A 26924-nucleotide genomic window follows, 5' to 3' on the forward strand; every position below is an offset into this window, starting at 1 on the left:
AGTCCATCCGGAGATCCTTCATGCGCCTGATCCTCACCGCCCTGCTGCTCGCCGCCGCATTGCCAGCCAGCGCGCAGATCTACAAGTACACCGACGCCAACGGCAAGACGGTGTTCACCAACCAGCCGCCGACCAACGTCGGCGCCACGCCGGTAGAGCTGCCGCCGACCAATACCGTCGGCACCCAGGCGCCTGCCGCCGCACCCGCCACCACTGGCACCCAGGATCAGAGCGCACGCGCCTATTCGATCCTGGCGCTGAGCAACCTGCCCAATGACGAGGCGCTGCGGGTCAATAACGGCACCGTGCAGGTCGACGTCGTGGTGCAGCCGGCGCTCTCCCCTGACCACGTGCTGCAGTTGCTGCTCGATGGCCAGCCCTACGGCAGCCCGGCGCGAGACACCAGCATCACCATGCAGAACCTCGACCGCGGCGAGCACACCCTGGCCGTCCAGGTGCTGCAGGGCAGCCGGGTGATCCAGGCCAGCTCGCCGGTGAGCTTCACCCTGCAGCGCATCAGCACCAACAGCCCGCAACGGCCCAAGGTACAACCCAGGACGGGCGGCTGACGATGCGCCATCGGGTGACACTCCTGTTGTCGGCGCTGCTGTCGCTGGTGGTCTGCCTGCCAGCCAGCGCCGAGGTCTACACCTACATCGACAAGGACGGCAATCGCGTCTTCACCGACCAGCCGCCGCGCGGCAACGCGCAGAAGCTCGACATGACGCCGCGCAACGATCCGCAGAAGTCCCACGGCGTGCACATGCCGCCGCCGCTCTACGCCCCGGCCACCCCGCCACTGCCGGCTGGCCCGCCGGCCTACCAGTTGCTGCGGATCATCGTGCCCGAGCCTGACACCACGGTGCGCGCCAACGATGGCGCGCTGATCGTCTCGGTCACTAGCGAGCCGGCGCTGCAGCCCGGCCACCTGTACCGCCTGCTGCTGGACGGCAAGCCGGTCGGCCAGCCCGGCCGCAGCCCGGTGTTCCCGCTGAACAACATCGACCGCGGCACCCATCAGCTGTCGGTGGAGATCATCGACACCCTCGGCCGCACCCTCGAACAGACGCCCAACCAGCCGTTCCACATGTTCCGCGTGTCGGTGGCCGAACAGACCTCTCGCGACGCCACCCCGCTACTGAGCGCCGCCACCCGATAGGGGCGGCGCAGCACCTCGCACCTATGCACCACTCTGGTGCATGATCCTGCACCACTTTCTATACTCTCCCCATTTCGGGTCACTCCCTTGACCCGAATCGGCCGCCTGCGCACCGCAAATCAGCGCGACGCCGCGAAATACGCGTCTTTTCAGGGCCTGGTTTGTTTTTTGCATTTTCCCGCACAGTCTTGGGACATCTCTTACACCATGCCTACAGAAACCCAGCTCCGCCTGTTGCTCGACAACCTCACCACGGCGGTGATCCTGCTCAATGCCGAGCTGCGCCTGGAGTACATGAACCCGGCAGCGGAAATGCTCCTGGCGGTCAGCGGCCAGCGCAGCCACGGGCAGTTCATCAGCGAGCTGTTCACCGAGTCGTCCGAGGCGCTGCAGTCACTGCGCCAGGCGGTGGAAGAGGCACACCCCTTCACCAAGCGCGAAGCGACCCTGACCTCGCTGACCGGCCAGACCATCACCGTGGACTACGCGGTGACGCCGATCCTCGACCGCCGCGACACCCTGCTGCTGCTGGAAGTCCACCCGCGTGACCGCCTGCTGCGGATCACCAAGGAAGAGGCGCAGCTGTCCAAGCAGGAAACCACCAAGTTGCTGGTACGCGGCCTGGCCCACGAGATCAAGAACCCGCTGGGCGGCATTCGCGGCGCGGCGCAGCTGCTGTCCCGCGAGCTGCCGGAGGAGTCGCTCAAGGACTACACCAACGTCATCATCGAAGAGGCCGACCGCCTGCGGAACCTGGTGGACCGCATGCTCGGCTCGAACAAGCTGCCGCAGCTGGCGGTGACCAATGTCCACGAGGTGCTGGAGCGCGTCTGCAGCCTGGTGGAGGCCGAAACCCAGGGCACCATACCGCTGGTACGCGACTACGACCCGAGCATCCCCGACCTGCTGATCGACCGCGAGCAGATGATCCAGGCGGTGCTCAACATCGTGCGCAACGCCATGCAGGCGATCTCCGCGCAGAACGAACTCAAGCTGGGCCGCATCACCCTGCGCACCCGCACCCTGCGCCAGTTCACCATCGGCCACACGCGCCATCGCCTGGTGTGCAAGGTGGAGATCATCGACAACGGCCCCGGCATCCCGGCTGAACTGCAGGACACCATCTTCTATCCCATGGTCAGCGGCCGCGCCGATGGCACCGGCCTGGGCCTCGCCATCACCCAGAACATCATCAGCCAGCACCAGGGCTTGATCGAATGCGACAGCCATCCGGGCCACACCGTATTCAGTCTGTTCCTGCCCCTGGAACAAGGAGTCCATTGACCATGAGCCGATCAGAGACCGTCTGGATCGTCGACGACGACCGCTCCATCCGCTGGGTGCTGGAAAAGGCCCTGCAGCAGGAAGGCATGACCACCGTCAGCTTCGACAGCGCCGACAGCGTGATGAGCCGGCTGGGCCGGCAGCAGCCGGACGTGATCATCTCCGACATCCGCATGCCCGGCGCCAGTGGCCTGGACCTGCTGGCGCAGATCCGCGAGGTGCACCCGCGCCTGCCGGTGATCATCATGACCGCGCATTCGGACCTGGACAGCGCCGTGGCCTCCTACCAGGGCGGCGCCTTCGAGTACCTGCCCAAGCCGTTCGATGTCGACGAGGCCGTCTCCCTGGTCAAGCGCGCCAACCAGCACGCCCAGGAACAGCAGGGCCTGGAGGCGCCGGCCAACCAGACGCGCACCCCGGAGATCATCGGCGAAGCGCCGGCGATGCAGGAGGTGTTCCGCGCCATCGGCCGTCTTTCCCACTCCAACATCACCGTGCTGATCAACGGCGAATCGGGTACTGGTAAAGAGCTGGTCGCCCACGCCCTGCACCGCCACAGCCCGCGCGCGGCCTCGCCGTTCATCGCGCTGAACATGGCGGCGATTCCGAAGGACCTGATGGAGTCGGAGCTGTTCGGCCATGAGAAAGGCGCCTTCACCGGCGCGGCCAACCAGCGTCGCGGCCGCTTCGAGCAGGCCGACGGCGGCTCGCTGTTCCTCGACGAGATCGGCGACATGCCGGCTGACACCCAGACCCGCCTGCTGCGCGTGCTGGCGGACGGCGAGTTCTACCGCGTCGGCGGCCACACCCCGGTGAAGGTGGACGTGCGGATCATCGCCGCCACGCACCAGAACCTGGAAAACCTGGTGCGCGAGGGCAAGTTCCGCGAGGACCTGTTCCACCGCCTGAACGTCATCCGCGTGCACATCCCACGCCTGGCCGACCGCCGCGAGGACATCCCGGCGCTGGCCCGGCACTTCCTCTCCCGCGCCGCCCAGGAGCTGGCGGTGGAGCCCAAGCTGCTCAAGCCGGAGACCGAGGAGTACCTCAAGCACCTCGGCTGGCCGGGCAACGTGCGGCAGCTGGAGAACACCTGTCGCTGGATCACCGTCATGGCGTCCGGCCGCGAGGTGCACATCGACGACCTGCCGCCGGAACTGATGGCCCAGCCGCAGGACAGCCTGCCCGCCGCCAACTGGGAACAGGCCCTGCGCCACTGGGCCGACCAGGCACTGGGCCGCGGCCAGTCCAGCCTGCTGGACACCGCCGTGCCGGCCTTCGAGCGGATCATGATCGAGACCGCGCTCAAGCACACCGCCGGCCGCCGTCGCGATGCCGCCGTGCTGCTGGGCTGGGGCCGCAATACCCTGACCCGCAAGATCAAGGAACTGGGCATGAAGATCGACGGCCCGGACGAGGATGGCGAGGACTGAGGTCCTGCCATGACAAAGGGGCCGCGAGGCCCCTTTTTTATTCCGAACCTCGGGTTGGCGGATAACGCCGGGGGCGTTATGCGCCCTGCGTTGCTTTATCCATGGCACGGTGCCGAGCTGAACCATCGCGGACAGAGTCCGCTCCTACGTCTGACCCGAGCGTAGGAGCGGACTCTGTCCGCGATCGGCCGCCACGGCGCAGGTATCCCCTGCGGCATCGAAGCCTGTGCGATGGATTTCGCGGACAAGGTCCGCTCCTACGGGAGCAGCCATGTACCAGCGCTGCCTTCACAAGCCCGCAATATCCATCCCCAGAACCTGTGGATAACCCTGTGCACGGCACGGGGAAGGAACGTGCTACAGCCCAGAGCACGCGCGGTCTGGCGGTTTGCATGGTTTCTGTGCAGGAAATTCCAGCTTGCCCACATCCACTGTGCGCCCGCCTGTGGATAAGCTTGGGGCAAGCCGCTGCGCTCCCCGCCCGGCGCGGGTTTGCGCGGATCGATCAGAAAACGCTCAATCCATGGCAAAGCCGTGCTGGCGCCAGGCTTCGTAAACAGTCACGGCGACCGTGTTGGACAGGTTCAGGCTGCGGCAGCCAGGGCGCATCGGCAGGCGCACGCGCCGCTCCAGCGGCAGGGCGTCACGCACCTCTTCCGGCAGGCCACGGCTTTCCGGGCCGAACAGGAAGGCGTCACCGCGCTCGTAGGCCACTTCGTGGAACGGCTGCGAACCCTTGGTGGTGAAGGCGAACAGGCGCGGCTGGCCGAGTTGCTCCAGGCACTCTTCCAGGCTCGCGTAGCGGCGCACGCTGGCGTACTCGTGGTAATCCAGCCCGGCGCGGCGCAGGCGCTTGTCGTCCAGCTCGAAGCCCAGCGGCTCGATCAGGTGCAGGCTGCAGCCCGCATTGGCGCACAGCCTGATAATGTTGCCGGTGTTGGGGGGGATTTCCGGTTGAAAAAGGATTACGTGGAACATGCAGCGCTCCGAGCCTGAGAACGGCGGGCATTCTACCCCCGCCAAGGAGCAAATGCGGCCCAGGCCGTGGCTGAAGGTATGGGTCTCGCTGGTCGTGCTTGGCCTGCTGGTGGGCCTGATGCTCGGCCGCCTGGTCAATCCGCCGCACGAGGGGCCGCCGCAGATACTCAGCGTAGAGCCTTCGGCAGATGGGTTGGTACTGACCCTGGATGCGCAGCCGGCCGTGCGCGCCGGCCATCTGGAAGGCGCCCTGGCGGTGCAGATCGATGCCATCGGCCAGGCCCGGCAAGGCCAGATACGCATCGGCGATGCACCAGTACGCTGGAAGCTGGAGCCAGGGGAGCGCGGGGTTCTGCTGACACTGCTGTCGACCCGGCGCCTGCAGGGCACCTGGGACAGCGCCGAGGTCGGGGGCCGGTGGCGCCTGAGCATCAGCGCGCGGCCCGAATAACAGCGGGGTTTTCCCGGCCTGCCTGGTCCGGGGCCCCGAAGCGGGAAGCGAACCCTCCGAATGGAGGATCGCGGGCATAAAAGAGGGGTTTACCCGGCCTGCCTGTACCAGGACCCCTAACGGGTGCACAGTGCGCCGTGGCGCGCCTGCGGGCATAAAAAGGGGGCTTTCCCGGCCTGCCTGTACCAGGACCCCCGAACCGGCTGCGACGGCCACCCCTTCGGGCGGCACACTCGCCATTTGTAAAAGAGGGGTTCCCCAGCCTGCCTGTACCGAGGCCCCTGAAATCGCTGTTATCAGGGGTATTGCAGAGGGCGTGCCAAGATTGCCCGCAAGGCATTGCGCCCCGCTCTCAAGTCACTCTCGGACGAGCTGAAAGCCCCGTATCCAGCGGCCTTGCGGGATATCCACAGGCGCTCGGAGCAGCGCACGCCGGCGTCTGGCCCGGCCATTCCAGAGCCCTTCCCTCACGCCGCTCCATGCGCGCTGCTAGTGCGCACGCACCAAACTTGAACGCCGCGTAGGAGCGGACTCTGTCCGCGATAGGTTCGCAGCGCGCCGGATGCCATCGCGGACGAAGTCCGCTCCTACGCCCATCGGCAGCAAACGCCAGGCAAAGAAAAAGGCGCCCGAAGGCGCCTTTCTCGTTCGGCGTCAGTGATTACTGGGCCGGAATCTCGCCGGATGCCTGCATGCGGGCGATTTCCTGCGCGTACAGCGCATCGAAGTTCACCGGGGACAGCATCAGCGCCGGGAAGGAACCACGGACAACCAGGCTGTCCAGGGTTTCACGGGCGTACGGGAAGAGGATGTTCGGGCAGAAGGCGCCCAGGGTGTGGCTCATGCTGGAAGCGTCCAGACCCTTGATCAGGAAGATACCGGCCTGCTGCACTTCGACGATGAAGGCGGTTTCTTCGTTGTTCTTCACGGTGACCGAGACGGTCAGGACCACTTCGTAGAAGTCGCCATCGAGCTGCTTCTGACGGGTGTTGAGGTCCATCGAGATGGCCGGCTGCCACTCCTGGCGGAAGATTTCCGGGGCCTTGGGGGCCTCGAAGGACAGGTCGCGGACGTAGATGCGCTGCAGCGAGAACTGCGGGTTGTTGTCTTGCTCGGCTGCGCCGTTGCTGGCTTGTTCAGTCATTTCGGGACCTTCTTGTGCATCGTTTTAAGTGTGAGGATCACGCCGTCAGCAGCGTATCCAGCTTGCCCGCGCGTTCCAGCGCGTAAAGATCGTCGCAGCCGCCGATGTGGGTGGAGTCGATCCAGATCTGCGGCACCGAGGTGCGGCCCGCCTTGCTGGCCATCTCGGAGCGAATGCCAGGCTTGCCGTCCACGGAAATCTCCTCGTAGGCGACTCCCTTCTTGTCCAGCAGGGCCTTGGCGCGGATGCAATAAGGGCACCACGCACTGGTGTAGATCAAGACCGACGGCATCTCACTTCACCAGGGGCAGGTTGTCGCCACGCCAGCTGCCGATGCCACCGGAGAGCTTGGCGGCGGTGTAGCCGGCCTTCTGCAGGACGCTGCACCAGGTGCCCGAGTGCTGGCCCATGCCATCGACCACGATGATGGTCTTGGCCTTGTGTTTGTCCAGCTCGCTCATGCGGGCGTTCAGTTTGTCGGCCGGGATGTTCAGCGCATCGACGATGTGGCCGGCGGCGAATTCCTTGGTCGGGCGGATATCCAGCACCACGGCCTGGTCGGCGTTGACCATGGCGGTCAGCTCGCGGGTGGACAGCGCACGGCCGCCCTTGCGCATTTCGTGCAGGGCCAGCAGCACCAGCAGGATGACCAGGGCACCCACCAGCAGGTAGTGATGAGTCGCGAATTCGATCAGACGAGGAAGAAACGAAGGCATGGCGCAGGACATCCAGACGTAAAAATGCCGGCCAGTATACACGCGCGTATCTGACGGCTGTACCCTGCCAATCATGGCGTCTGTCGGCACCAACCGTTAAAATGTGGGTCCTTTTCTGACCCCTATTCTCGGAAAGAGCCGTAACTATGACTGCAACGCCCAAACCGCTGGTCCTGATCATTCTGGACGGCTTCGGCCATAGCGAGAGCCCGGAATACAACGCCATCTACGCGGCGAAGAAGCCCAATTGGGACCGCCTGCTGGCCAGCCAGCCCCACGGCCTGATCTCCGGCTCCGGCATGGACGTCGGCCTGCCCGACGGCCAGATGGGCAACTCCGAGGTCGGTCACATGAACCTGGGGGCTGGTCGCGTCGTCTACCAGGACTTCACCCGCGTCACCAAATCGATCCGCGACGGCGACTTCTTCCAGAACCCGGTGCTGACCGGCGCCGTGGACAAGGCAGCGAAAGCCGGCAAGGCCGTGCACATCCTCGGCCTGCTTTCCGATGGCGGCGTGCATAGCCACCAGGACCACCTGGTCGCCATGGCCGAACTGGCCGCCCAGCGTGGTGCCGAGAACATCTACCTGCACGCCTTCCTCGACGGCCGCGACACCCCGCCGAAAAGCGCCGAGCCGTCGCTGAAGCTGCTCGACGACGCCTTCGCCCGCATCGGCAAGGGCCGCACCGCCAGCATCATCGGCCGCTACTTCGCCATGGACCGCGACAACCGCTGGGACCGCGTCGAAGCCGCCTACAACCTGATCACCGACGGCACCGCCGAATACACCGCCGACAACGCCGTGGCCGCGCTGAATGCCGCCTATGAGCGCGGCGAGAGCGACGAATTCGTCAAGGCCACCCGCATCGGTGCGCAGGTGCGCGTGGAAGACGGCGACGCCGTGGTCTTCATGAACTTCCGCGCCGACCGCGCCCGCGAACTGTCGCGCGCCTTCGTCGAGCCGGGCTTCAAGGAATTCCCGCGCCAGCGCGAGCTGCATCTGGCGCAGTACGTGATGCTGACCCAATACGCGGCCAGCATCCCGGCGCCCAGCGCGTTCAAGCCCGAATCCCTGGACAACGTCCTCGGCGAGTACCTGGCCAAGAACGGCAAGACCCAGCTGCGCATCGCCGAAACCGAGAAATACGCCCACGTGACCTTCTTCTTCTCCGGCGGCCGCGAAGAGCCGTTCGAAGGCGAAGAACGCATCCTCATCCCTTCGCCCAAGGTCGCCACCTATGACCTGCAGCCGGAAATGAGCGCGCCGGAAGTCACCGACAGGATCGTCGATGCCATCGAGCACCAGCGCTTCGACGTGATCATCGTCAACTACGCCAACGGCGACATGGTCGGCCACACCGGCGTCTTCGATGCCGCGGTGAAAGCCGTCGAGTGCCTGGATACCTGCGTCGGTCGGATCGTCGAGGCGCTGGACAAGGTCGGCGGCGAAGCGCTGATCACCGCCGACCACGGCAACGTCGAGCAGATGGAAGACGCCATGACCGGCCAGGCGCACACCGCACACACCTGCGAGCCGGTGCCGTTCGTCTATGTCGGCAAGCGCAAGCTGAGCATCCGCGAGGGCGGCGTGCTCGCCGACGTGGCCCCGACCCTGCTGAATCTGATGGGTCTGGAACAGCCGAAGGAAATGACCGGCAAGTCCATCGTCACCCTGCTTTAATGGGTGAAGAAATGGCGGGAACGTGAGCCAGCTCCCGCCGGTCAGAGCAAACGCCCCATGCCATGCGGCCTGGGGCGTTCTTTTTAGCGCCCGCCACGGGCATACTAGCCCGGTCCAGAATCCAGGTGCCCGCCGCCCAATGCCCCGCGCCCTCCTCCCGCTGCTGCTGATCTGCCTCCTGAGCCCGCTCGCGGCCGTTGCCGACGAACGCGCCGACACCCAGCGTCAGCTGGAGCAGACGCAGAAAGACATCACTGAGCTGAAGAAGAATCTGAAGAACATCCAGGACGAGAAGTCCGGGGTGCAGAAGCAGCTCAAGTCCACCGAGACCCAGATGGGCGACCTGGAAAAGCAGATCAAGCAGATCCAGGACGACATGAAGAAGAACGAGGACGAGCTGCAGCGCCTCGATTCGGAGAAAAAAAAACTCCAGGGCGCACGCCTTGAGCAGCAGCGCCTGATCGCCATCCAGGCCCGCGCCGCCTACCAGAGCGGCCGCGAGGAATACCTCAAGCTGCTGCTGAACCAGGAACACCCCGAGAAGTTCAGCCGCACCCTCACCTACTACGACTACATCAACAAGGCTCGGCTGGAACAACTCTCAGCATTCAACGAGACCCTGCGCCAGCTGAGCAACGTCGAGCAGGAAATCAACTCGCAGAAAGAAGATCAGGTCGCGCAGCAGAACGCCCTGGAAGCCCGTCGCCAGGAACTGGCCGAAGCTCGCAAAGCGCGCCAGGAGACCCTGGCCAAGCTCAACAGCGACCTGAAGGACAGCGGCAGCAAGCTGAAGAACCGCGAGCAGAGCCAGGAAGACCTCAACAAGGTCCTCAAGACCATCGAGGAAACCCTCGCCCGTCAGGCCCGCGAGGCCGAAGAGGCACGCCAGCGCGCCCTGGCCGCCGAACGCGAGCGGGCCAAGCGCGAGCGTGAACTGGCCGAACGCGGCGAGAAACCCGCCACCCCCTCCAAGCGCCCCGACTACAGCGGCCCGCTGGTCACCAGCGGCGCCGGCTTCGGTGGTGCCTTCAGCGCCGCCAAAGGCAAGCTGCCCTGGCCGGTGGACGGCCGCGTGCTGGCGCGCTTCGGCAGCCCGCGCGGCGACGACCCCCGCGCCACCTGGGACGGCGTACTGATCGGTGCCAACGCTGGCAGCACTGTGCGCGCCGTGCATGGCGGCCGCGTGGTATTCGCCGACTGGCTGCGCGGCGCCGGCCTGCTGGTCATTCTCGACCACGGTGGTGGCTACCTCAGCCTTTATGGGCATAATCAGAGTCTTCTGAAGGACGCCGGCGATACCGTCAAAGCGGGCGATCCCATTGCAACCGTGGGAGCCAGCGGGGGGCAGAGTACCCCGGCGGTGTATTTTGCCATTCGCCATCAGGGCCGCCCGGCGGACCCTTCGACCTGGTGTCGCACGCAGGGATAAGCGGCGAACACGCATTAGGAGCCAAACATGTCGCAAGCTTTCCGTCTCACAACCCTGGCCCTGGCCTTGCTGCTCGGCGCTGGCGCGGTTCATGCCGCCGACGCACCCGCGGCGGCGCCGGCGACCAACGGCAAGGAGGCTCCGCTGCCGCTCGATGAGCTGCGCACCTTCGCCGAAGTCCTGGACCGGGTGAAGGCCGCGTACGTCGAGCCGGTGGACGATAAGACCCTGCTGGAAAACGCCATCAAGGGCATGCTCAGCAACCTCGATCCGCACTCCGCCTACCTCGGCCCGGAAGAGTTCGCCGAGCTGCAGGAAAGCACCAGCGGCGAGTTCGGCGGCCTGGGCATCGAAGTGGGCAGCGAGGATGGCTTCGTCAAGGTGATCTCGCCGATCGACGACACCCCGGCAGCCAGCGCCGGCATCCAGCCCGGCGACCTGATCGTGAAGATCGACGGCAAGCCGACCAAGGGCCAGTCGATGAACGAGGCGGTSGACAGCATGCGCGGCAAGGCCGGCGCGCCGATCACCCTGACCATCGTGCGCGGCGGCGGCAAGCCGTTCGACGTCACCCTCAAGCGCGCCATCATCAAGGTCAAGAGCGTCAAGAGCCAGCTGCTCGAACCGGGCTTCGGCTACCTGCGCATCACCCAGTTCCAGGTCAACACCGGCGAGGAAACCGTCAAGGCGCTGGCCAAGCTGCGCAATGACAACAAAGGCAAGCTCAAGGGCGTGGTACTCGACCTGCGCAACAACCCCGGCGGCGTGCTGCAGTCGGCGGTGGAAGTGGCCGACGCCTTCCTCACCAAGGGCCTGATCGTCTACACCAAGGGCCGCATCCCCAACTCCGAGCTGCGCTTCTCCGCCGACCCGGCCGACCCGAGCGACGGCGTACCGCTGGTGGTGCTGATCAACGGCGGCAGCGCCTCGGCGGCAGAAATCGTCGCTGGCGCCCTGCAGGACCAGAAGCGCGCGATCCTCATGGGCACCGACAGCTTCGGCAAGGGCTCGGTGCAGACCGTGCTGCCGCTGAACAACGACCGCGCCCTGAAGCTCACCACCGCGCTGTACTACACCCCCAACGGCCGCTCCATCCAGGCCCAGGGCATCACCCCGGACATCGAGGTGGAACGCGCCAAGGTGACCCGCGAACAGAGCGAGTTCGACGGCTTCAAGGAAGCCGACCTGCAGGGCCACCTGGCCAACGGCAACGGCGGCCAGGATCGGCCGACCACCGCCGGCAAGCCGCCGGTGGATCGCCCGCAGGATGGCGACTACCAGCTCAGCCAAGCCCTCAGCCTGTTGAAAGGACTCAACGTCAGCCGCGGCAACAACTGACCGATGCGCCTGGCCCGGCTGCTTCTCGGCCTGTGCCTGGGCGCGCTGCTGTGCCAGCCGGCGGCCGCCGCGCCGCGGCCGGACAGCAGCAGGCCGCTGGTCAGCATCGTCATCGACGACCTCGGCCAGAACCTGGCGCGCGACCGCCAGGTGATGGACATCTCCCCCGCCATCGCCCTGGCGATCATCCCCGGCACGCCCCACGCCGCCGACCTGGCGCGCGAAGCGCATAAACGCGGGCGCACCGTCATGCTGCACATGCCGATGGACCCGGCCGGCGGTGACTACGCCTGGACCCCGGAACTGACCCAGGATGAACGCGCCCGCCGCCTCGACGCCGCCCTGGCGCAGGTGCCCTTCGTGCAGGGCGTGAACAACCACGAAGGCAGCCGCATGACTGCCGACCGCCCGGCCATGGCCTGGCTCGCCGCGGCACTGCAGCGCCGCCACCTGTTCCTCCTCGACAGCCGCACCAGCGCTGCCACCGTGGCCGCCGCCGAGGCGCAGAAGATCGGCCTCGCCAGCCTGTCGCGGGATGTGTTCCTCGACGACGACCCCAGCGAGTCCGCAGTGATGGAGCAGATGCAGCGCGCCCTGAAGCTGGCGCGCAAGCAGGGCACGGTGGTGATGATCGGCCATCCGAAACCGGCAACCCTGGCGGTGCTCAAGCGTGTGCTGCCGACCCTCAAGGCCCAGGGCTTCGAGCTGGTGAAACCCTCGCTGATGATCGCCCAGCGCGGCAACCGCGCCATGGCGGGGCATGGGCAGAACGGGATTTACCGCTGATTCAGCTGCCGGCGGGTGCGAAACTTGGGGCTTGCACGAATAGCTCCCTCTCCCTTCAGGGAGAGGGCGGGGGGAGAGGGCAACCCTTAACGCCGGAGCTACCTGCTAGACCCTCTCCCCAACCCTCTCCCTGAAGGGAGAGGGGGCATATCGGAGCGAGGCGCGGCATCGTCGTCAGCCGGCAAGACTGAGCATCCGATGCTTACAAATAATTATTGGTCGCCTGCTCGACAAAGCCATCGGCGCGCATTTCATCCAGCGCCTTCTGCAACTTCGCCACCACCTCGTCCGGCGTGTCCTTGTTGATCGCCAGGTACAGCTGCGCCTCGTTGAAGCGCAGCACGGTCTGCAGGCCGGACACACCTTCCTGCTTGGCCAAGTAGCGCCCTACCGGGTCGGTGGTGGCCCACAGGTCGATCTCGCCGGTGGTCAGCTTCTTCACGTTTTCCTGGTCGCGCAGCGCGTTGAGCACCGGGATGCCCTGGCTCTCCAGGTTCTGGCTGACGGCGTCATTCTTGTAGGCGCCGAGCTTGTACTTGGCGGCGTCCTTGAGGTCCTTCACCTTGATCGTGCTGCCCGGCGGCGCCAGCAGCACCCAGCTGGTCTTGGCGATTGGCCCGACCCACTTGAACAGCGGCACGCGTTCGGGCGTGTAGGTGGTGGAGAACAGCCCGTAGTCGGGCTTGTCGAGGGTCAGCTTGTACAGGCGATCCCAGGGGAAGCGCAGGCTCAGGCTGTACTGGATGTTGGCGCGCTTGAACATCTCGCGGACGATATCGGTGCTGATACCGTCGATGCCCTCGTCGCGGGCGAAGTTCTTGTCGTCGACCGCCATGTTGAAGGGCGGGAAATTCTCGGTGAGCAGCACCATCTTGTAATCGACGGGCAACTCGGCGTGGGCCGTGGCGGCCCCCAACAGCAGGCCCAGGGTAAGGGCCTTGTTCAGGACTTTCAGCATGGTCATACCGCTCGCTTGGTTATCGTTATTGGGCTTGCGGCATCCCTGCAGGGGGGACGGAATACTTCGCTCGTCTGCCTTCCGTGGCAAAACCGGCGCCGAGGGATGTCGGCGCCAAACGCGAAGGCCGGCGAGTGGCCGGCCTTCGGTTGTTACAGGTAACTGTTGAGCACGTCGTCGACGAAACCTTCGGCGCGCATCTTGTCCAGCGCTGCCTGCAGCTTCTGCACCACGGCGTCCGGGGTCTCGCGATTGAGGGCGAGGAACAGCTGGTCGCTGTTGAAACGCAGCACGGTCTTCAGGCCGGTGACGCCGACCTGCTTGGCCAGGTAGCGGCCCGCCGGGTCACCGCTGGCCCACAGGTCGATCTGACCGTCGCGCAGCTTGGCGGCATTCTCCTGGTCGCGCAGCGCCAGCACCGGCTCGAAGCCGTGCTCGCCCAGGTACTGGGCCATGGCGTCGCCCTTGTAGGCGCCAACGCGGTACTTCTTCGCTTCATCGAGGTTGTTCAGGGTGATCGGGCTGTCGGCCTTGGCCAGCAGGACCCAGTCGTCCGGGCCGATCGGGCCGACCCACTTGAACTGCTGCTCGCGCTCGGGCAGCCGCGCAGTGACGAACACGCCGTAGCCGGGCTTCTCCAGCGCCAGCTTGTAGATGCGGTCCCAGGGGAAACGCAGGGTCAGGCTGTACTGCACGCCGGCACGCTTGAACATCTCCTTGACGATATCCACGGCGATGCCGTCGATGCTGTCTTCCTGGGCGAAGTTCTTGCCGTTGATGGCCATGTTGTAGGGAGGGAAGTTCTCGGTGAGCAGCACCACGCTGTAGTCCGAAGAATCCGTTTCAGCCCTTGCCGCGCTGGCCAGAAGCAGGCCGCAGCCTAGCCATGCGAGCAGAATGCGCTTCAGCATCGAGATATTTCCTGCGTATGACATTTCTGAGAAGGCGCAGAGCTTACTCGGAGAATTGACGCCAATAAACCCTATGAATATGGCGATGGGACATGAAACCGCCACTACCTTGACTGGAGCCTTCGGCTAGCAAGCTTCGTGCGCAGGAGGGGAATGCGACCACCGGCCGCAGCAGCAGGACGGCTCGAAAGCGAGCCAACGGGCCGGGAGAACCCCGGCCCGGAAGGGTTCAGCGCACGACGATGCCGCGGCTGGCCAGGTAGGCCTTGGCCTCCGGCACGCTGTACTCGCCGAAGTGGAAGATGCTCGCCGCGAGGACCGCGTCGGCCTTGCCTTCGATGATGCCGGCGGCCAGGTGCTCCAGGTTGCCGACGCCGCCGGAGGCGATCACCGGCACGCCCACCGCCTCGCTGATGGCGCGGGTCACGCCGAGGTCGTAGCCGCTCTTGACGCCGTCCTGGTCCATGCTGGTCAGGAGGATTTCACCGGCGCCCAGGCCTTCCATCTTCTTCGCCCATTCGACCGCATCCAGCCCGGTGGGCTTGCGGCCGCCGTGGGTGAAGATCTCCCAGCGCGGGGCTTCACCGGGGGCCGACACTTTCTTGGCGTCGATGGCGACGACGATGCACTGCGAGCCGAAGCGCGCGGCGGCTTCGCCGACGAACTCCGGGGTGAACACCGCGGCGGTGTTGATCGAGACCTTGTCCGCACCGGCGTTGAGCAGGTTGCGAATGTCCTGCACCGTCCTGACACCGCCGCCCACGGTCAGCGGGATGAACACCTGGCTGGCCATGCGCTCGACGGTATGCAGGGTGGTGTCGCGGCCATCGACGCTGGCGGTGATGTCGAGGAAGGTAATCTCGTCCGCACCCTGCTCGTCGTAGCGACGGGCGATTTCCACCGGGTCACCGGCGTCGCGGATGTTCTCGAACTTGACGCCCTTCACCACGCGGCCGTTGTCCACGTCGAGGCAGGGAATGATGCGTTTAGCCAGTGCCATGTTTCTCTCCGGGTTCTTCGTCAGGCAGGCGGGTTGAGACTGGCGTGCTCGGCCAGCTCTGCCTGGATGAATGCCGCGATCATTGCGCGATAAACCTGTTCGACCACCTCGACCGGCGCGCCGGACTCCCGCGCAAGGGCAGTGACCTTGGCGATGACCTGTTCCACCCGCTGGGGAGCGCGCACTGCGTCGCTGTCCTTCTTGAAGCGCGCGGCCTGTCGGACGTAACCGCCGCGCTCGGCCAGCAGTTGAACGATGCGCTGATCAAGCGAATCGATCTGTTCGCGCACCTGCTCGATGGAGCCGCACTCGATCATGGTCGACTCAGCCTTTGAAGCTGTCGCACAGCGCCTGTGCTTCGGCGACATCCAGCGTGCCTTCGTAGATCGCGCGGCCGGTGATGGCACCGACGATGCCCGGGGTGCGGGCGTCCAGCAGCTTCTGGATGTCACCCAGGTTGTGGATGCCGCCCGAAGCGATCACCGGGATGCGCGTGGCGTTGGCCAGGGCAGCGGTGGCTTCGACGTTGCAGCCCTGCATCATGCCGTCCTTCGCGATATCGGTGTAGACGATCGCCGAGACGCCATCGGCTTCGAAGCGCTTGGCCAGGTCGATGACCTGCACCGAGCTCACTTCCGCCCAGCCGTCGGTGGCGACGAAGCCGTCTTTGGCGTCGAGGCCAACGATCACCTTGCCCGGGAATGCCTTGCACGCTTCGGCGACGAATTCCGGCTGCTTGACCGCCTTGGTGCCGATGATCACGTAGCTGACGCCGGCGCCGACGTAGTGCTCGATGGTTTCCAGCGAGCGGATGCCGCCGCCGATCTGGATCGGCAGGGTCGGGTAGCGCTTGGCGATGGCGGTGACCACCTCACCGTTGACCGGCTTGCCTTCGAAGGCGCCGTTCAGGTCCACCAGATGCAGGCGGCGGCAGCCACCCTCCACCCACTTGGCGGCCATGGACACCGGGTCGTCGGAGAAGACGGTGGCGTCTTCCATCAGGCCCTGGCGCAGGCGCACGCAGGCGCCGTCTTTCAGATCGATTGCGGGGATGATCAGCATGGGTTGAACCTGCTCGAATCCAAAGATGAATGGGGTCGGGTCAGCTCTTCTCGAGCGCCCACAAGTCGCTTTCGATGCTCTCGAACCGGTCTTTCAGGTGAGATTGCACGTCGAAGATCGCCTTGTTGTAGAACAGCGGGCCGAACTCGCGCAGGAAGAAGTCCAGCGCCTCTTCGGCCTCGAAGGAACCGACATCCAGCTCGAAGCGGTCTTCGAGGAAACGCTGGATCGCCCGCGCCGCGCTCTGGCGCTGGGCGCCGTCGAGTTCGAGGATCGCCGGCTTGTCCTTCTGGCGGGCCATGGCTTACCAGCGCCCGTCCCAGGCGGCGAAGTTCTGCAGCAGCTGCAGGCCATGGGTATGGCTCTTCTCCGGGTGGAACTGCACGGCGAAGCGCGAGCCGTCGGCCAGCGCAGCGGCGAAATCGACGCCGTAATGACCGCGACCGACCACCTGGCGCGGGTTACCGGCCTGGATGTAATAGCTGTGCACGAAGTAGAAGCGCGCGCGGTCCGGGATGTCGTGCCACAGCGGGTGATCCACACTCTGCGCCACTTCGTTCCAGCCCATGTGCGGCACCTTCAGGTGCTCGCCGTCCTCGTGCAGGTCCTTGCCGAAGAAGCGCACCTGGCCGGGGAACAGGCCGATGCAGTCGACACCGTCGTTCTCCTCGCTGCGCTCCAGCAGCGCCTGCATGCCGACGCAGATGCCGAGGAACGGGCGGTCCTGGCTGACTTCACGCACCAGGCTGTCGAAGCCCAGGCGCTTGATCTCGGCCATGCAGTCGCGGATCGCACCGACGCCGGGGAACACCACGCGGTCCGCCTCGCGGATCACGTTGGCGTCGCTGGTCACCAGCACACGCCCGGCACCCACGCGCTCCAGCGCCTTGGACACCGAGTGCAGGTTGCCCATGCCGTAGTCGATGACGGCAACGGTCTGCATTACAGGCACCCTTTGGTGGACGGCATCTGGCCGGCCATGCGCTCGTCCAGCTCGATGGCCATGCGCAGTGCGCGGCCGAAGGCCTTGAACACGGTCTCGATCTGGTGGTGGGTGTTGTGCCCACGCAGGTTGTCGATGTGCAGGGTGACGTTGGCGTGGTTCACGAAGCCCTGGAAGAACTCCATGAACAGGTCGACATCGAAGCCACCGACGCTGGCGCGGGTGAACGGCACGTGCATCTGCAGGCCGGGACGGCCGGAGAAGTCGATGACCACGCGCGACAGCGCCTCGTCCAGCGGCACGTAGGCATGGCCGTAGCGGCGGATGCCCTTCTTGTCGCCGATGGCCTTGGCGAAGGCCTGGCCGAGGGTGATGCCGATGTCTTCGACGGTATGGTGGTCGTCGATATGCAGGTCGCCCTTGCACTCGATGTCCAGGTCGATCAGGCCGTGGCGGGCGATCTGGTCCATCATGTGCTCGAGGAAGGGAACCCCGGTATCGAAGCGGGCCTTGCCCGTTCCATCCAGGTCGATGGAAACCTTGATCTGGGTTTCCAGGGTGTCGCGCGCGACGGATGCCTTGCGTTCGGCCATCACCAGCTCCACAGCTAACACTGCACGTAATTATAAGAAGGGGCGGCATTATAGGCGTGCCGGGCGCTGCACGGCTATGGGCGGTGGTCGGCGCTGGCCGATGGTCCTACACTGCGCGGCTCGTCTTTCGAGGATTGCCCATGCCCGTCGTCGTCCAGCACCTGACCCAGCCCAGCGACCAGGACCGCCAGGACCTGCTGAAGATTTACGCCGACGCGCCGCAGTGGCTGCTGGCGCCCTTCGCCGACGCGGGCGAACTGGTCGAGCGCGGGCTGGCCGAGGGCCGACTGTTTACCGGGCGCTTCAACGACCGCCTGCTGGGCGCGGCCTGGGTCGAGCGGAATGGCGACACCTGGCGGCTGTCCCGCCTCTGCGTGCGCCAGGTCACTCGCAATCGCGGGGTGGCAAGGAGGCTGCTGGAAGAGTCGCAGCGCCTGGCGATCCTGCAGGGCGCCGCGCTGCGCCTGACGGCACCGGGCGACCAGCCGGAGCCGGCGCGCTTCGCCGCTCATCTCGGGCTGACGCTGGAAACCGCCTGACACAAGTGCACAAGGAGACGTGCCATGCCTTTCGATACCACCGAACGCGATGCCCTGCTGGCCCTCAAGGGTGTCGGCCCCACCGTGCTGCAGCGCCTGGAGCAGATGGGTCTGGACAGCTTCGGCCGACTGCGTGAGGCCAGCGCCGAAGAAATCCTCCAGCACGGTGCCGCGTTGACCGGCAGCAGTTGCTGGAAGAACAGCCCGCAGGCCCGCGCCGCCATCGACGCCGTGCTGCAGCGCGTGCGTCAGGGCTGACGGCCCTCGGGAACCGGGCGCGCACTCTCGGTTCAAACTCCGCAACACCCGCGCCGCCCATTCAGGCTGGGGCACGGGTGCGTCATTGGTATACTGCCTCGCCAATCCATCCGCCGCCTGTACAAGGACCCGTCCATGAAAGCGTTCGGCAAAATCATCGGCATCATTGCCCTGGTCCTGCTGCTGCTCATCGTCGCCGCCGGCTTCGTGCTGACCCATTTCTTCGATCCGAACGACTACAAGGACGAGATCCGCCAGATCGCCCGCGACAAGGCCAATCTGGAGCTGAACCTGAAGGGCGACATCGGCTGGAGCCTGTTCCCCTGGCTGGGCCTGGAGCTGCACGACACCAGCGTGGCCAGCCTGCAGACGCCGGACAAACCCTTCGCCGACGCCCAGCTGCTGGGCATGTCGGTGCGCGTACTGCCGCTGCTGCGCAAGGAAGTGCAGATGAGCGACATCCGCGTCGAAGGCCTGACCCTGACCCTGGGCAAGGACAAGAACGGCGTCGGCAACTGGGAAAGCATCGGCAAGCCCGCCCAGCCGGCCAACGGCACGCCGCCGGCCGCGCAACCGGCGCCCGCTCCCGGCGAGCCGGCCAAGCCCGCCACGGAAGAAACCCACCAGGCGATGAAGCTGGACATCGACAGCCTGAGCGTGAAGAACGCCCGCATCGACTACAGCGACGCCCTGAGCGGCAAGACCTACAGCGTCGAAGGCATCGAGCTGACCACCGGCGCGATCAGCGAAGGCAGCAGCATCCCGCTCAAGCTCAGCGCTTACCTTGGCAGCAACCAGCCGGTGATCCGCGCCCGCACCGAACTGACCGGCAACCTGCGCTTCGACCGCGCCCTCAAGCGCTACCAGCTCGAAGACGCCAAGCTGTCCGGCGAAGTCTCCGGCGATCCGTTCCAGGGCAAGACCGCCAACTACAGCGCCCAGGGCCAGCTGGTACTCGACCAGGCGGCTCAGGTCGCCGAGTGGAACGGCCTGAAGATCACCGTCAACCAGCTGCGCGCCCTCGGCGAGATCAAGGCCCGCGAGCTGGACAAGCAGCCCAAGTTCGATGGCGGCCTGTCCCTGGCGCCGTTCAACCTGCGCGAATTCCTCGAAGGCATCGGTCAGACCCTGCCGGAAATGGCCGACGCCACCACCCTGACCAAGCTGGAACTAGCCACCCGCCTCAGCGGCACCAGCAACAGCCTGACCCTGGGCGACATCAACCTGAAGCTGGACGACAGCACCTTCAGCGGCACCCTCGGCATCGCCGACTTCGGCAAGCAGGCGATCCGCGCCCAGCTCGCCGGCGACAAGCTCAACCTCGACCGCTACCTGCCAGCCAAGGTCAAGAAAGCCCAGGACGCCACCAACAGCGCGCGCAAGGCCGAAGTCGACGCTACCGCGCAGAGCGCCATCAAGGGTGATACCCCGCTGCCCAGCCAGCCGACCCAGCAGGCCTGGAGCGACGCCCCGCTGCTGCCCATCGCCCGCCTGCGCGCGCTGGACCTGGACGTCGGCCTCAACCTCGGCCAGCTGACCCTCGACAAGCTGCCGATCGAGAACGCCGTGCTCAAGCTGCGCGGCCAGGGCGGCCTGCTCAGCCTCGACGACATGCGCGGCGAGCTGTACGACGGCAAGTTCAACGCCAAGGCCACCCTCGACGTGCGCCAGGACGTACCGTCCCTGAAGGCGCAGAAGCACATCGCCGACGTGCCGGTGGAGCGCCTGCTCGAATCCCAGGGCCAGAAACCGCCGGTCAAGGGCCTGCTCGACCTCGACGCCGACATCAGCACCCAGGGCAACAGCCAAAAGGCCTGGATCGACAACCTCAACGGCACCGCGCGCTTCGTCATGACCCAGGGCGTACTGCTAAACGCCAACCTCGAACAGCAGCTGTGCCAGGGCATCGCCACCCTCAACCGCAAGTCGCTGACCGCCGAGCATGGCGGCAAGGACACGCCGTTCCGCGAGCTGCAGGGCAACCTGGTGTTCCGCAATGGTGTCGCCAGCAACCCCGACCTCAAGGCCAGCATCCCCGGCCTGACGGTGAAGGGCGACGGCGATCTCGACCTGCGCGTGCTGGGCATGGACTACCGCGTCGGCGTCACCATCGAAGGCGACAAGAGCGACATGCCCGACCCGGCCTGCGAGGTGAACCAGCGCTACGTCGGCATCGAATGGCCGCTGCGCTGCCGCGGCCCGCTGGAACTGGGCGCCAAGGCCTGCCGCCTGGACAAGGACGGCATCGGCAAGATCGCCGCACGGTTGGCTGGGGACCGGCTGAATCAGAAACTCGAAGAGAAGCTCGGCGACAAGGTCAGTCCCGAACTCAAAGACGCACTCAAAGGGCTGTTCAAGAAGTGACCCCGGAAAGCTTCAACTCGGCCGTGCTCGACTGGTTCGACACCCACGGCCGCCATGACCTGCCCTGGCAGCAGAACATCACGCCCTACCGGGTGTGGGTCTCGGAAATCATGCTGCAGCAGACCCAGGTCAGCACCGTGATGGGCTACTACGACCGTTTCATGACGGCGCTGCCGACCGTGGCGGACCTGGCCAGCGCGCCGGAAGACGAAGTGCTGCACCTGTGGACGGGCCTGGGCTACTACACCCGCGCGCGCAACCTGCACAAGACCGCGAAGACGGTGATGGAACAGCACGGCGGCGAATTCCCCCGCGATGTCGAGCAGCTCACCGAGCTGCCCGGCATCGGCCGCTCCACCGCCGGAGCCATCGCCAGCATCTCCATGGGCCTGCGTGCGCCGATCCTCGACGGCAACGTCAAGCGCGTGCTGGCGCGCTATACCGCCTGCGACGGCTATCCGGGCGAGCCCAAGGTAGCCAAACAGCTGTGGGAGGCCGCCGAGCGCTTCACCCCGCAGCAGCGGGTCAACCACTACACCCAGGCGATGATGGACCTGGGCGCCACCCTCTGTACGCGCAGCCGGCCGAGCTGCCTGCTCTGCCCGCTGCGCGAGGGCTGTCGCGCGCATTTCCTCGGTCGCGAGACCGACTTCCCGGTGTCCAAGCCGCGCAAGGCGCTGCCGCAGAAGCGCACGCTGATGCCGATCCTGGCCAACCGCGAAGGCGACATCCTGCTTTATCGCCGTCCGTCGACCGGCCTCTGGGGCGGGCTGTGGAGCTTCCCCGAACTGGACGACCTGGGCGCCCTCGACCCGCTGGCCCAGCGCCACGCCCTGCGCCTGGGCGAGCGCCGCGAGCTGCCCGGCCTGACCCACACCTTCAGCCACTTCCAGCTGGCCATCGAGCCCTGGCTGGTGCGCGTCGAGGACGCAGCCCCCGCCGTGGCCGAGGCCGACTGGCTCTGGTATAACCTCGCCACCCCGCCGCGGCTCGGCCTTGCCGCCCCGGTGAAGAAGCTGCTCAAACGAGCCGCCGACGTGTTGAACGCAGGAGAAATGTCATGACCCGACTGGTGATGTGCCGCAAGTACAAAGAAGAGCTGCCCGGCCTCGATCGCGCGCCCTACCCCGGAGCCAAGGGCCAGGACATCTACGAGCACGTCTCGAAGAAGGCCTGGGACGAATGGCAGAAGCACCAGACCATGCTGATCAACGAGCGCCGCCTGAACATGATGAATGCCGAGGACCGCAAGTTCCTCACCGCCGAGATGGACAAGTTTCTTTCCGGCGAGGATTACGCACAGGCCGAGGGCTACGTCCCGCCCAGCGCGTAAGCTTCGGTATTATTTGAAAAATTTTTTCGCGGCACGCTTGACACCCCTCCCGAAAACCCTTTTAATGCGCGCCACGTTGCCCAGGTAGCTCAGTTGGTAGAGCAGGGGATTGAAAATCCCCGTGTCGGCGGTTCGATTCCGTCCCTGGGCACCAAGCCTTCCAAAAGCCCCTGAAATCGCGAGATTTCAGGGGCTTTTTCGTTTCCCTCCGCACAAGTCACTCCCCCGCCCCGGCCGACTCCGACGATTCGTATCGAATGTTTGCCGAACGCCACTGTCTACTGGCACGTAGCACACCGATCTTTCAAAATCATGACGATCCGGACGATTTTCACCTTTCAGTGAGATACCCTCCGGGATTGGATGTTCGTAGCGGAGTGACTGTGCGCAAACTCATTAGCTGGTGGAATTCACGGGGCAACCTGGTTTCACTGTCTGCCCTCTTCCTGCTGATCCCCCTGATCAGCCGCTACAGCCTTGGCTGGGGCACCCCGCTGGGCTACCTGTCCGACCTCGCGCTCGGCACGCTGCTGGTCGTCGCACTGCACAACCGACGACTGTTCATTGCCATTCCGGTCATGCTGGTCTGGGCGCTGTCGGTGATCGGCACCGCCGAACTGGTCAGCGCCGTGGGCCGCATGCCCGCGCCGGAAGACCTGCACTTCCTCGCCGACCCGACCTTCGTCGCCAACTCCACCGAAGGTGGCGGCCTCAATCACCTGCACCTGGCCATCCTGATCGGCGTCGGCATCCTTGCCTGCGCCCTGCTCTGGCGCCGCCGCGAGAAGCCGCTGCCGGGCTACGCCTACGCGCTGCCGGCGGCCCTGCTGGCCGGGCACTTCGGCGTGCAGTACTTCCAGCCCAGCGATGCGGAGATGTGGAAGCAGTTCAACCTGCCGCACCAGCTGGTTTCCCGCGCCATCACCGGCGGCGAGATGGCCTACCAGGACTGGCGCGACCGCGACCTCCCCGAGATCAAGGCCGACGTCACCGGCCTGACCCAGCACGATCTCAGCGGCACCCCGCTGCTGGCCGGTCGTGGCCAGGCGAAGAACGTGCTGATCATCGCCATGGAAGGTATCCCCGGCGCCTACGTGGCCACCAACCGCGCGGCACTGAGCAGCAGCTACGAAGAATCGATGATGCCGCGCCTGAGCACCTGGGCCGAGCGCRCCATGACCACCCCGGACTATGTGGTGCACAGCCACCAGACGATCCGCGGTCTGTACGCCATGCTCTGCGGCGATTACAGCAAGCTGGACAACGGCACGCCCAAGGGCGTCGAACTGCTGGGCAACCCGACCCGCGCCGCCGAGTGCCTGCCGGCGCAGATGCACCAGGCCGGCTTCAGCACCCACTTCCTGCAGGGCGCCGGGCTGCGCTTCATGGCCAAGGACAAGGTCATGCCGGCCATGGGCTTCGACAAGACCCTGGGCCGCGACTGGTTCAAGAAGAAACCCTACCTGGAATTCGCCTGGGGCATGGACGACAAGGCCTTCTTCGAAGGCGCGCTGGACTACGTCGGCCAGCTGCGCGAGAAGAAGCAGCCGTGGATGCTCACCCTGCTCACCGTCGGCACCCACCAGCCGTATTCGGCCACCCCGGAATACCTGGCCAAATACCCGACCCCGCGCCAGGCCGCCGTCGCCTACCTGGACGACGCCGTCGATGCCTTCCTCAAGGGCTTGGAAGAGAAAGGCGTGCTGAAGGACACCCTGGTGATCGTCACCTCCGACGAATCCCACGGCATCGACAACGTGCGCCTCGCCTCAGCCTGGGGCCTGAACCTGATCCTCGCACCGGAACAGGCCGCGCTGCCGCCGGTGAAGGCCGGTGTCTACGGCCACGTCGACCTGGAGTCCTCGGTGCTCGACTACTTCGCCATCAAGGCGCCGCAGGATATCGCCGGCCGCTCGCTGTTCCGCGAGTACGCCAGCGGCCGCGAGATGGTCTCGTTCACCAACGGCATGCAGCGCTACCACGACGGCAAGGGCAACTTCATCGAGTGCGACTTCCAGCAGGTCTGCCGGCGCTACAAGAGTGACGGCTTCATCGCCGACAGCGCCCAGTTCGTCGGCCGCTTCAGCGGCCGTGACGCGCGCCTGATGACCGCCCGCGCAGACATCCTCGACCAGTCGGTGGTGAACAATCAGTCGGCCCGCGAATACCAGTTCGCGACCAAGGAACGCATCCGCCTGAAGCCGCAGATCGACAACGAGTACACCGACAACCTGATCGGCGCGCAGTACCTGGAGTTCCCGGCCAACACCCATACCACGGTGAGCCTGAAGATCCGCGCCATCCAGATGGACGCCAAGGGTGCGAAGGTGACGCTCAAGACCCGCTCCTTCGAGAAGCCGGTACCCATCGAGATCCCCGACTTCCCGCTGGTCAAACGCAACCAGCCGCTGGAAGTGTCCTTCGGCTTCGACAACGAGGAAGCGCGCAAGGCCTTCTCCTTCCACCTGCTGGCCGAGGGCAAGGGCGTCATCGAGATCACCGACTTCCACGTGCTGACCCAGCCGCGCAAATCGAAGATCAACGCCAGCGAAGCCGGCGGCACTGGTCTGGCTGATGCCAACCGGCCGCTGACGATCCCGCGCCTGTCCGGGCACCCGAACCTGATGGCCGCCCAGCCACCGGAAGCCCAGGACGACATCACCCCTGCCGAGTCCATCGAGGACCCGAGCCCGCAGCTGCGGCAGATGATGCAGTGACACGCACCGGCGGCCCCAGGGCCGCCGGACTTTTACCGGGCGCCACAAACTGGCACTATCGCGCGCCCGCGCGCCGGCCGGCTGCACCATAGGGCGTCGCTAGTTCAGCCCAGGCGACAAGGCCCTGCGGCAATGCGACAAATCGCCACTATCGCCGACGACCGCGGCAGCTGGGCGCTTGGCGCACCCCGGAGTGCGTGTTAGCTTCCCCCTCGCCAGGATGGCCCCGATTCTGCAGTGACCTGCTGCAAAGCGTCCGAATAACAATAGAGGAGCCCCTTATGGCCACGGCCATGCCCGCTCTGGAAATCCGTAACCTGCACAAGCGTTACGGTGACCTGGAAGTGCTCAAAGGCATTTCCCTGACCGCCCGCGACGGCGATGTGATTTCCATTCTCGGCTCCTCCGGTTCCGGTAAATCCACGTTCCTGCGCTGCATCAACCTGCTGGAAAACCCGCACCAGGGGCAGATCCTGGTCGCCGGTGAAGAGCTCAAGCTGAAGAAGTCCAAGGACGGCTCGCTGGTCGCCTCGGACAACAAGCAGATCAACCGCATGCGCAGCGAGCTCGGCTTCGTCTTCCAGAACTTCAACCTCTGGCCGCACATGAGCATCCTCGACAACATCATCGAGGCGCCGCGCCGTGTGCTGGGCAAGACCAAGGCCGAAGCCACCGAGATCGCCGAAGCCCTGCTGGCCAAGGTCGGCATCGCCGACAAGCGCCACAGCTTCCCCGCACAGCTCTCCGGCGGCCAGCAGCAGCGCGCCGCCATCGCCCGCACGCTGGCGATGCAGCCCAAGGTGATCCTGTTCGACGAGCCGACTTCCGCACTGGACCCGGAGATGGTCCAGGAAGTGCTCAACGTGATCCGCAAGCTCGCCGAGGAAGGCCGCACCATGCTGCTGGTCACCCACGAGATGAACTTTGCCCGCCAGGTTTCCAGCGAGGTGGTGTTCCTCCACCAGGGCCTGGTAGAAGAGCAGGGACCGCCGCAGCAGGTATTTGACAACCCGCACTCGGCACGCTGTAAACAATTCATGTCCAGCCACCGCTAACGGAGCATCACTGAATGAAGAACTATAAGAAGATCGTTCTGGCTGTCGCGGCCACCTTTGCACTGGGGAGCCAGGCCATCGCCGCCGACAAGCTGCGCATCGGCACCGAAGGCGCCTACCCGCCCTTCAACGGCATCGACGCCAGCGGCCAGGTGGTCGGCTTCGACATCGAGATCGGCAAGGCACTGTGCGCCAAGATGAAGACCGAGTGCGACGTCGTCACCTCCGACTGGGACGGCATCATCCCGGCCCTGAACGCCAAGAAGTTCGACTTCATCGTCGCTTCCATGTCGATCACCGACGAACGCAAGCAGGCGGTGGACTTCACCAACCCGTACTACACCAACAAGCTGCAGTTCGTGGCGCCCAAGTCCACCGACTTCAAGACAGACAAGGGCTACCTGAAAGGCAAGGTGATCGGTGCGCAGCGCGCCACCATCGCCGGCACCTGGCTTGAAGACAACATGGCTGACACCGTCACCATCAAGCTCTACGACACCCAGGAAAACGCCTACCTCGACCTGTCCTCGGGCCGCCTCGACGGCGTGCTGGCCGACAAGTTCGTGCAGTACGACTGGCTCAAGAGCGACGCCGGCAAGGACTTCGAGTTCAAGGGCGACCCGGTGTTCGACAACGACAAGATCGGCATCGCCGTGCGCAAGGGTGACCCGCTGCGCGACAAGCTGAACGCCGCTCTGAAGGAAATCGTCGACGACGGTACCTACAAGAAGATCAACGAAAAGTACTTCCCCTTCAGCATCTACTGATGCACGTGCCGCGCCGCCCCTCGC

General features: G+C 65.6%; 29 protein-coding genes and 1 tRNA gene. 18 read left to right on the forward strand and 12 right to left on the reverse strand.

The window, feature by feature from the left end; translation table 11 throughout:
• The first annotated feature begins 20 nt into the window (after nt 1-20).
• From QO207_RS07395 to ntrC, 4 genes are all read left to right on the forward strand, one after another.
• Nucleotides 21-569, forward strand: a complete 549-nt coding sequence (locus tag QO207_RS07395) for a DUF4124 domain-containing protein (protein ID WP_301531837.1) — start codon at nt 21-23, stop codon at nt 567-569.
• 2 nt (nt 570-571) lie between these two features.
• Nucleotides 572-1159: a DUF4124 domain-containing protein gene (locus QO207_RS07400; protein ID WP_301531838.1), complete on the forward strand. Its 588-nt coding sequence runs from the start codon at nt 572-574 to the stop codon at nt 1157-1159.
• Between the two features lie 207 nt (nt 1160-1366).
• On the forward strand, nt 1367-2443 hold the full coding sequence (glnL, locus tag QO207_RS07405; protein WP_301531839.1) for a nitrogen regulation protein NR(II): 1077 nt from the start codon (nt 1367-1369) through the stop codon (nt 2441-2443).
• A 2-nt stretch (nt 2444-2445) separates the two neighbouring features.
• Nucleotides 2446-3876, forward strand: a complete 1431-nt coding sequence (ntrC, locus tag QO207_RS07410) for a two-component system response regulator NtrC (RefSeq protein ID WP_301531840.1) — start codon at nt 2446-2448, stop codon at nt 3874-3876.
• A gap of 516 nt (nt 3877-4392) precedes the next feature.
• Here the strand turns inward: ntrC and trmL are convergent.
• The gene (gene trmL, locus QO207_RS07415) at nt 4393-4854 is read right to left on the reverse strand and encodes a tRNA (uridine(34)/cytosine(34)/5-carboxymethylaminomethyluridine(34)-2'-O)-methyltransferase TrmL (protein ID WP_301531841.1); all 462 of its coding nucleotides are present in this window, start codon (nt 4852-4854) and stop codon (nt 4393-4395) included.
• A 52-nt stretch (nt 4855-4906) separates the two neighbouring features.
• Between trmL and QO207_RS07420 the strand changes: the two genes are divergently transcribed.
• Nucleotides 4907-5305 carry a hypothetical protein gene (locus QO207_RS07420; RefSeq protein WP_301531842.1) on the forward strand — a complete coding sequence of 133 codons (399 nt, stop codon included), beginning with the start codon at nt 4907-4909 and terminating at the stop codon, nt 5303-5305.
• A gap of 661 nt (nt 5306-5966) precedes the next feature.
• On the opposite strand, the gene secB is transcribed toward QO207_RS07420, so the two are convergent.
• From secB to QO207_RS07435, 3 genes are read right to left on the reverse strand one after another with little or no spacing between them, the layout of a single operon-like run.
• Nucleotides 5967-6449: a protein-export chaperone SecB gene (secB, locus tag QO207_RS07425; protein ID WP_024762250.1), complete on the reverse strand. Its 483-nt coding sequence runs from the start codon at nt 6447-6449 to the stop codon at nt 5967-5969.
• Nucleotides 6450-6486: 37 nt separating this feature from the next.
• Nucleotides 6487-6741 carry a glutaredoxin 3 gene (gene grxC, locus QO207_RS07430; protein WP_301531843.1) on the reverse strand — a complete coding sequence of 85 codons (255 nt, stop codon included), beginning with the start codon at nt 6739-6741 and terminating at the stop codon, nt 6487-6489.
• A 1-nt stretch (nt 6742) separates the two neighbouring features.
• The gene (locus tag QO207_RS07435) at nt 6743-7165 is read right to left on the reverse strand and encodes a rhodanese-like domain-containing protein (protein ID WP_301531844.1); all 423 of its coding nucleotides are present in this window, start codon (nt 7163-7165) and stop codon (nt 6743-6745) included.
• Between the two features lie 146 nt (nt 7166-7311).
• Between QO207_RS07435 and gpmI the strand changes: the two genes are divergently transcribed.
• From gpmI to QO207_RS07455, 4 genes are all read left to right on the forward strand, one after another.
• On the forward strand, nt 7312-8847 hold the full coding sequence (gene gpmI / locus QO207_RS07440) for a 2,3-bisphosphoglycerate-independent phosphoglycerate mutase (RefSeq protein ID WP_301531845.1): 1536 nt from the start codon (nt 7312-7314) through the stop codon (nt 8845-8847).
• A gap of 139 nt (nt 8848-8986) precedes the next feature.
• On the forward strand, nt 8987-10276 hold the full coding sequence (locus QO207_RS07445; RefSeq protein WP_301531846.1) for a murein hydrolase activator EnvC: 1290 nt from the start codon (nt 8987-8989) through the stop codon (nt 10274-10276).
• Nucleotides 10277-10303: 27 nt separating this feature from the next.
• The gene (locus QO207_RS07450) at nt 10304-11614 is read left to right on the forward strand and encodes a S41 family peptidase (RefSeq protein WP_301531847.1); all 1311 of its coding nucleotides are present in this window, start codon (nt 10304-10306) and stop codon (nt 11612-11614) included.
• Nucleotides 11615-11617: 3 nt separating this feature from the next.
• Nucleotides 11618-12400: a divergent polysaccharide deacetylase family protein gene (locus QO207_RS07455; RefSeq protein WP_301531848.1), complete on the forward strand. Its 783-nt coding sequence runs from the start codon at nt 11618-11620 to the stop codon at nt 12398-12400.
• A gap of 202 nt (nt 12401-12602) precedes the next feature.
• Here QO207_RS07455 and QO207_RS07460 read toward each other — a convergent pair whose 3' ends face one another.
• From QO207_RS07460 to hisB, 8 genes are all read right to left on the reverse strand, one after another.
• The gene (locus QO207_RS07460) at nt 12603-13358 is read right to left on the reverse strand and encodes an ABC transporter substrate-binding protein (RefSeq protein ID WP_301531849.1); all 756 of its coding nucleotides are present in this window, start codon (nt 13356-13358) and stop codon (nt 12603-12605) included.
• A 152-nt stretch (nt 13359-13510) separates the two neighbouring features.
• Entirely contained in the window at nt 13511-14269 is a 759-nt protein-coding gene (locus QO207_RS07465; protein ID WP_301531850.1) for an ABC transporter substrate-binding protein, read from the reverse strand.
• A 229-nt stretch (nt 14270-14498) separates the two neighbouring features.
• Complete coding sequence (gene hisF, locus QO207_RS07470) at nt 14499-15269, reverse strand: imidazole glycerol phosphate synthase subunit HisF (protein WP_081515340.1); 771 nt, start codon at nt 15267-15269, stop codon at nt 14499-14501.
• Between the two features lie 20 nt (nt 15270-15289).
• A complete protein-coding gene (locus tag QO207_RS07475) occupies nt 15290-15586 on the reverse strand; it encodes a chorismate mutase (RefSeq protein WP_301531851.1) in 297 nt (98 codons plus the stop codon).
• Nucleotides 15587-15593: 7 nt separating this feature from the next.
• Nucleotides 15594-16331, reverse strand: coding sequence for a 1-(5-phosphoribosyl)-5-[(5-phosphoribosylamino)methylideneamino]imidazole-4-carboxamide isomerase (hisA, locus tag QO207_RS07480; protein WP_301531852.1), 738 nt, complete (start codon nt 16329-16331; stop codon nt 15594-15596).
• Between the two features lie 40 nt (nt 16332-16371).
• Complete coding sequence (locus QO207_RS07485) at nt 16372-16632, reverse strand: DUF2164 domain-containing protein (protein WP_045215778.1); 261 nt, start codon at nt 16630-16632, stop codon at nt 16372-16374.
• A 3-nt stretch (nt 16633-16635) separates the two neighbouring features.
• Nucleotides 16636-17274: an imidazole glycerol phosphate synthase subunit HisH gene (hisH, locus tag QO207_RS07490; RefSeq protein WP_081515338.1), complete on the reverse strand. Its 639-nt coding sequence runs from the start codon at nt 17272-17274 to the stop codon at nt 16636-16638.
• A complete protein-coding gene (gene hisB / locus QO207_RS07495; RefSeq protein ID WP_015479330.1) occupies nt 17274-17867 on the reverse strand; it encodes an imidazoleglycerol-phosphate dehydratase HisB in 594 nt (197 codons plus the stop codon). Before hisB ends, hisH begins: the two co-directional genes overlap by 1 nt.
• A 140-nt stretch (nt 17868-18007) precedes the next feature.
• Between hisB and panM the strand changes: the two genes are divergently transcribed.
• The 9 genes from panM (at nt 18008) to QO207_RS07540 (ending at nt 26900) form a co-directional block, all read left to right on the forward strand.
• Nucleotides 18008-18406 (forward strand): aspartate 1-decarboxylase autocleavage activator PanM, encoded by a 399-nt coding sequence (gene panM, locus QO207_RS07500; protein WP_301531853.1) that lies wholly within the window; start codon nt 18008-18010, stop codon nt 18404-18406.
• Between the two features lie 24 nt (nt 18407-18430).
• Nucleotides 18431-18664 carry a helix-hairpin-helix domain-containing protein gene (locus QO207_RS07505; protein ID WP_301531854.1) on the forward strand — a complete coding sequence of 78 codons (234 nt, stop codon included), beginning with the start codon at nt 18431-18433 and terminating at the stop codon, nt 18662-18664.
• Between the two features lie 135 nt (nt 18665-18799).
• Nucleotides 18800-21028 (forward strand): AsmA family protein, encoded by a 2229-nt coding sequence (locus QO207_RS07510; RefSeq protein WP_301531855.1) that lies wholly within the window; start codon nt 18800-18802, stop codon nt 21026-21028.
• On the forward strand, nt 21025-22092 hold the full coding sequence (gene mutY / locus QO207_RS07515; protein WP_301531856.1) for an A/G-specific adenine glycosylase: 1068 nt from the start codon (nt 21025-21027) through the stop codon (nt 22090-22092). The genes QO207_RS07510 and mutY overlap by 4 nt, the downstream gene beginning before the upstream one ends.
• A complete protein-coding gene (locus QO207_RS07520; protein WP_301531857.1) occupies nt 22089-22361 on the forward strand; it encodes an oxidative damage protection protein in 273 nt (90 codons plus the stop codon). Before mutY ends, QO207_RS07520 begins: the two co-directional genes overlap by 4 nt.
• A 78-nt stretch (nt 22362-22439) precedes the next feature.
• A tRNA-Phe gene (locus QO207_RS07525) sits at nt 22440-22515 on the forward strand.
• 229 nt (nt 22516-22744) lie between these two features.
• Nucleotides 22745-25078: an LTA synthase family protein gene (locus QO207_RS07530; RefSeq protein WP_301531858.1), complete on the forward strand. Its 2334-nt coding sequence runs from the start codon at nt 22745-22747 to the stop codon at nt 25076-25078.
• Between the two features lie 281 nt (nt 25079-25359).
• The gene (locus tag QO207_RS07535; RefSeq protein WP_301531859.1) at nt 25360-26133 is read left to right on the forward strand and encodes an ABC transporter ATP-binding protein; all 774 of its coding nucleotides are present in this window, start codon (nt 25360-25362) and stop codon (nt 26131-26133) included.
• Between the two features lie 14 nt (nt 26134-26147).
• Nucleotides 26148-26900, forward strand: a complete 753-nt coding sequence (locus QO207_RS07540) for an ABC transporter substrate-binding protein (protein WP_301531860.1) — start codon at nt 26148-26150, stop codon at nt 26898-26900.
• Nucleotides 26901-26924 lie beyond the last annotated feature (24 nt).

Source organism: Pseudomonas sp. CAN1 (genome assembly GCF_030462585.1).
GTDB lineage: Bacteria > Pseudomonadota > Gammaproteobacteria > Pseudomonadales > Pseudomonadaceae > Pseudomonas.

Bases quoted from the DNA above. Each gene is read 5' to 3' on its own strand.
- QO207_RS07465 (WP_301531850.1), bottom strand. From the start codon at position 14,269: ATGCTGAAGCGCATTCTGCTCGCATGGCTAGGCTGCGGCCTGCTTCTG.
- QO207_RS07505 (WP_301531854.1), top strand. From the start codon at position 18,431: ATGCCTTTCGATACCACCGAACGCGATGCCCTGCTGGCCCTCAAGGGT.
- QO207_RS07540 (WP_301531860.1), top strand. From the start codon at position 26,148: ATGAAGAACTATAAGAAGATCGTTCTGGCTGTCGCGGCCACCTTTGCA.
- QO207_RS07535 (WP_301531859.1), top strand. From the start codon at position 25,360: ATGGCCACGGCCATGCCCGCTCTGGAAATCCGTAACCTGCACAAGCGT.
- QO207_RS07475 (WP_301531851.1), bottom strand. From the start codon at position 15,586: ATGATCGAGTGCGGCTCCATCGAGCAGGTGCGCGAACAGATCGATTCG.
- QO207_RS07395 (WP_301531837.1), top strand. From the start codon at position 21: ATGCGCCTGATCCTCACCGCCCTGCTGCTCGCCGCCGCATTGCCAGCC.
- hisF (WP_081515340.1), bottom strand. From the start codon at position 15,269: ATGGCACTGGCTAAACGCATCATTCCCTGCCTCGACGTGGACAACGGC.
- hisH (WP_081515338.1), bottom strand. From the start codon at position 17,274: ATGCAGACCGTTGCCGTCATCGACTACGGCATGGGCAACCTGCACTCG.
- QO207_RS07445 (WP_301531846.1), top strand. From the start codon at position 8,987: ATGCCCCGCGCCCTCCTCCCGCTGCTGCTGATCTGCCTCCTGAGCCCG.
- ntrC (WP_301531840.1), top strand. From the start codon at position 2,446: ATGAGCCGATCAGAGACCGTCTGGATCGTCGACGACGACCGCTCCATC.
- QO207_RS07435 (WP_301531844.1), bottom strand. From the start codon at position 7,165: ATGCCTTCGTTTCTTCCTCGTCTGATCGAATTCGCGACTCATCACTAC.
- QO207_RS07420 (WP_301531842.1), top strand. From the start codon at position 4,907: ATGCGGCCCAGGCCGTGGCTGAAGGTATGGGTCTCGCTGGTCGTGCTT.
- glnL (WP_301531839.1), top strand. From the start codon at position 1,367: ATGCCTACAGAAACCCAGCTCCGCCTGTTGCTCGACAACCTCACCACG.
- gpmI (WP_301531845.1), top strand. From the start codon at position 7,312: ATGACTGCAACGCCCAAACCGCTGGTCCTGATCATTCTGGACGGCTTC.
- trmL (WP_301531841.1), bottom strand. From the start codon at position 4,854: ATGTTCCACGTAATCCTTTTTCAACCGGAAATCCCCCCCAACACCGGC.
- QO207_RS07400 (WP_301531838.1), top strand. From the start codon at position 572: ATGCGCCATCGGGTGACACTCCTGTTGTCGGCGCTGCTGTCGCTGGTG.
- QO207_RS07460 (WP_301531849.1), bottom strand. From the start codon at position 13,358: ATGCTGAAAGTCCTGAACAAGGCCCTTACCCTGGGCCTGCTGTTGGGG.
- QO207_RS07510 (WP_301531855.1), top strand. From the start codon at position 18,800: ATGAAAGCGTTCGGCAAAATCATCGGCATCATTGCCCTGGTCCTGCTG.
- panM (WP_301531853.1), top strand. From the start codon at position 18,008: ATGCCCGTCGTCGTCCAGCACCTGACCCAGCCCAGCGACCAGGACCGC.
- QO207_RS07485 (WP_045215778.1), bottom strand. From the start codon at position 16,632: ATGGCCCGCCAGAAGGACAAGCCGGCGATCCTCGAACTCGACGGCGCC.
- hisB (WP_015479330.1), bottom strand. From the start codon at position 17,867: ATGGCCGAACGCAAGGCATCCGTCGCGCGCGACACCCTGGAAACCCAG.
- grxC (WP_301531843.1), bottom strand. From the start codon at position 6,741: ATGCCGTCGGTCTTGATCTACACCAGTGCGTGGTGCCCTTATTGCATC.
- QO207_RS07520 (WP_301531857.1), top strand. From the start codon at position 22,089: ATGACCCGACTGGTGATGTGCCGCAAGTACAAAGAAGAGCTGCCCGGC.
- hisA (WP_301531852.1), bottom strand. From the start codon at position 16,331: ATGCTGATCATCCCCGCAATCGATCTGAAAGACGGCGCCTGCGTGCGC.
- QO207_RS07455 (WP_301531848.1), top strand. From the start codon at position 11,618: ATGCGCCTGGCCCGGCTGCTTCTCGGCCTGTGCCTGGGCGCGCTGCTG.
- secB (WP_024762250.1), bottom strand. From the start codon at position 6,449: ATGACTGAACAAGCCAGCAACGGCGCAGCCGAGCAAGACAACAACCCG.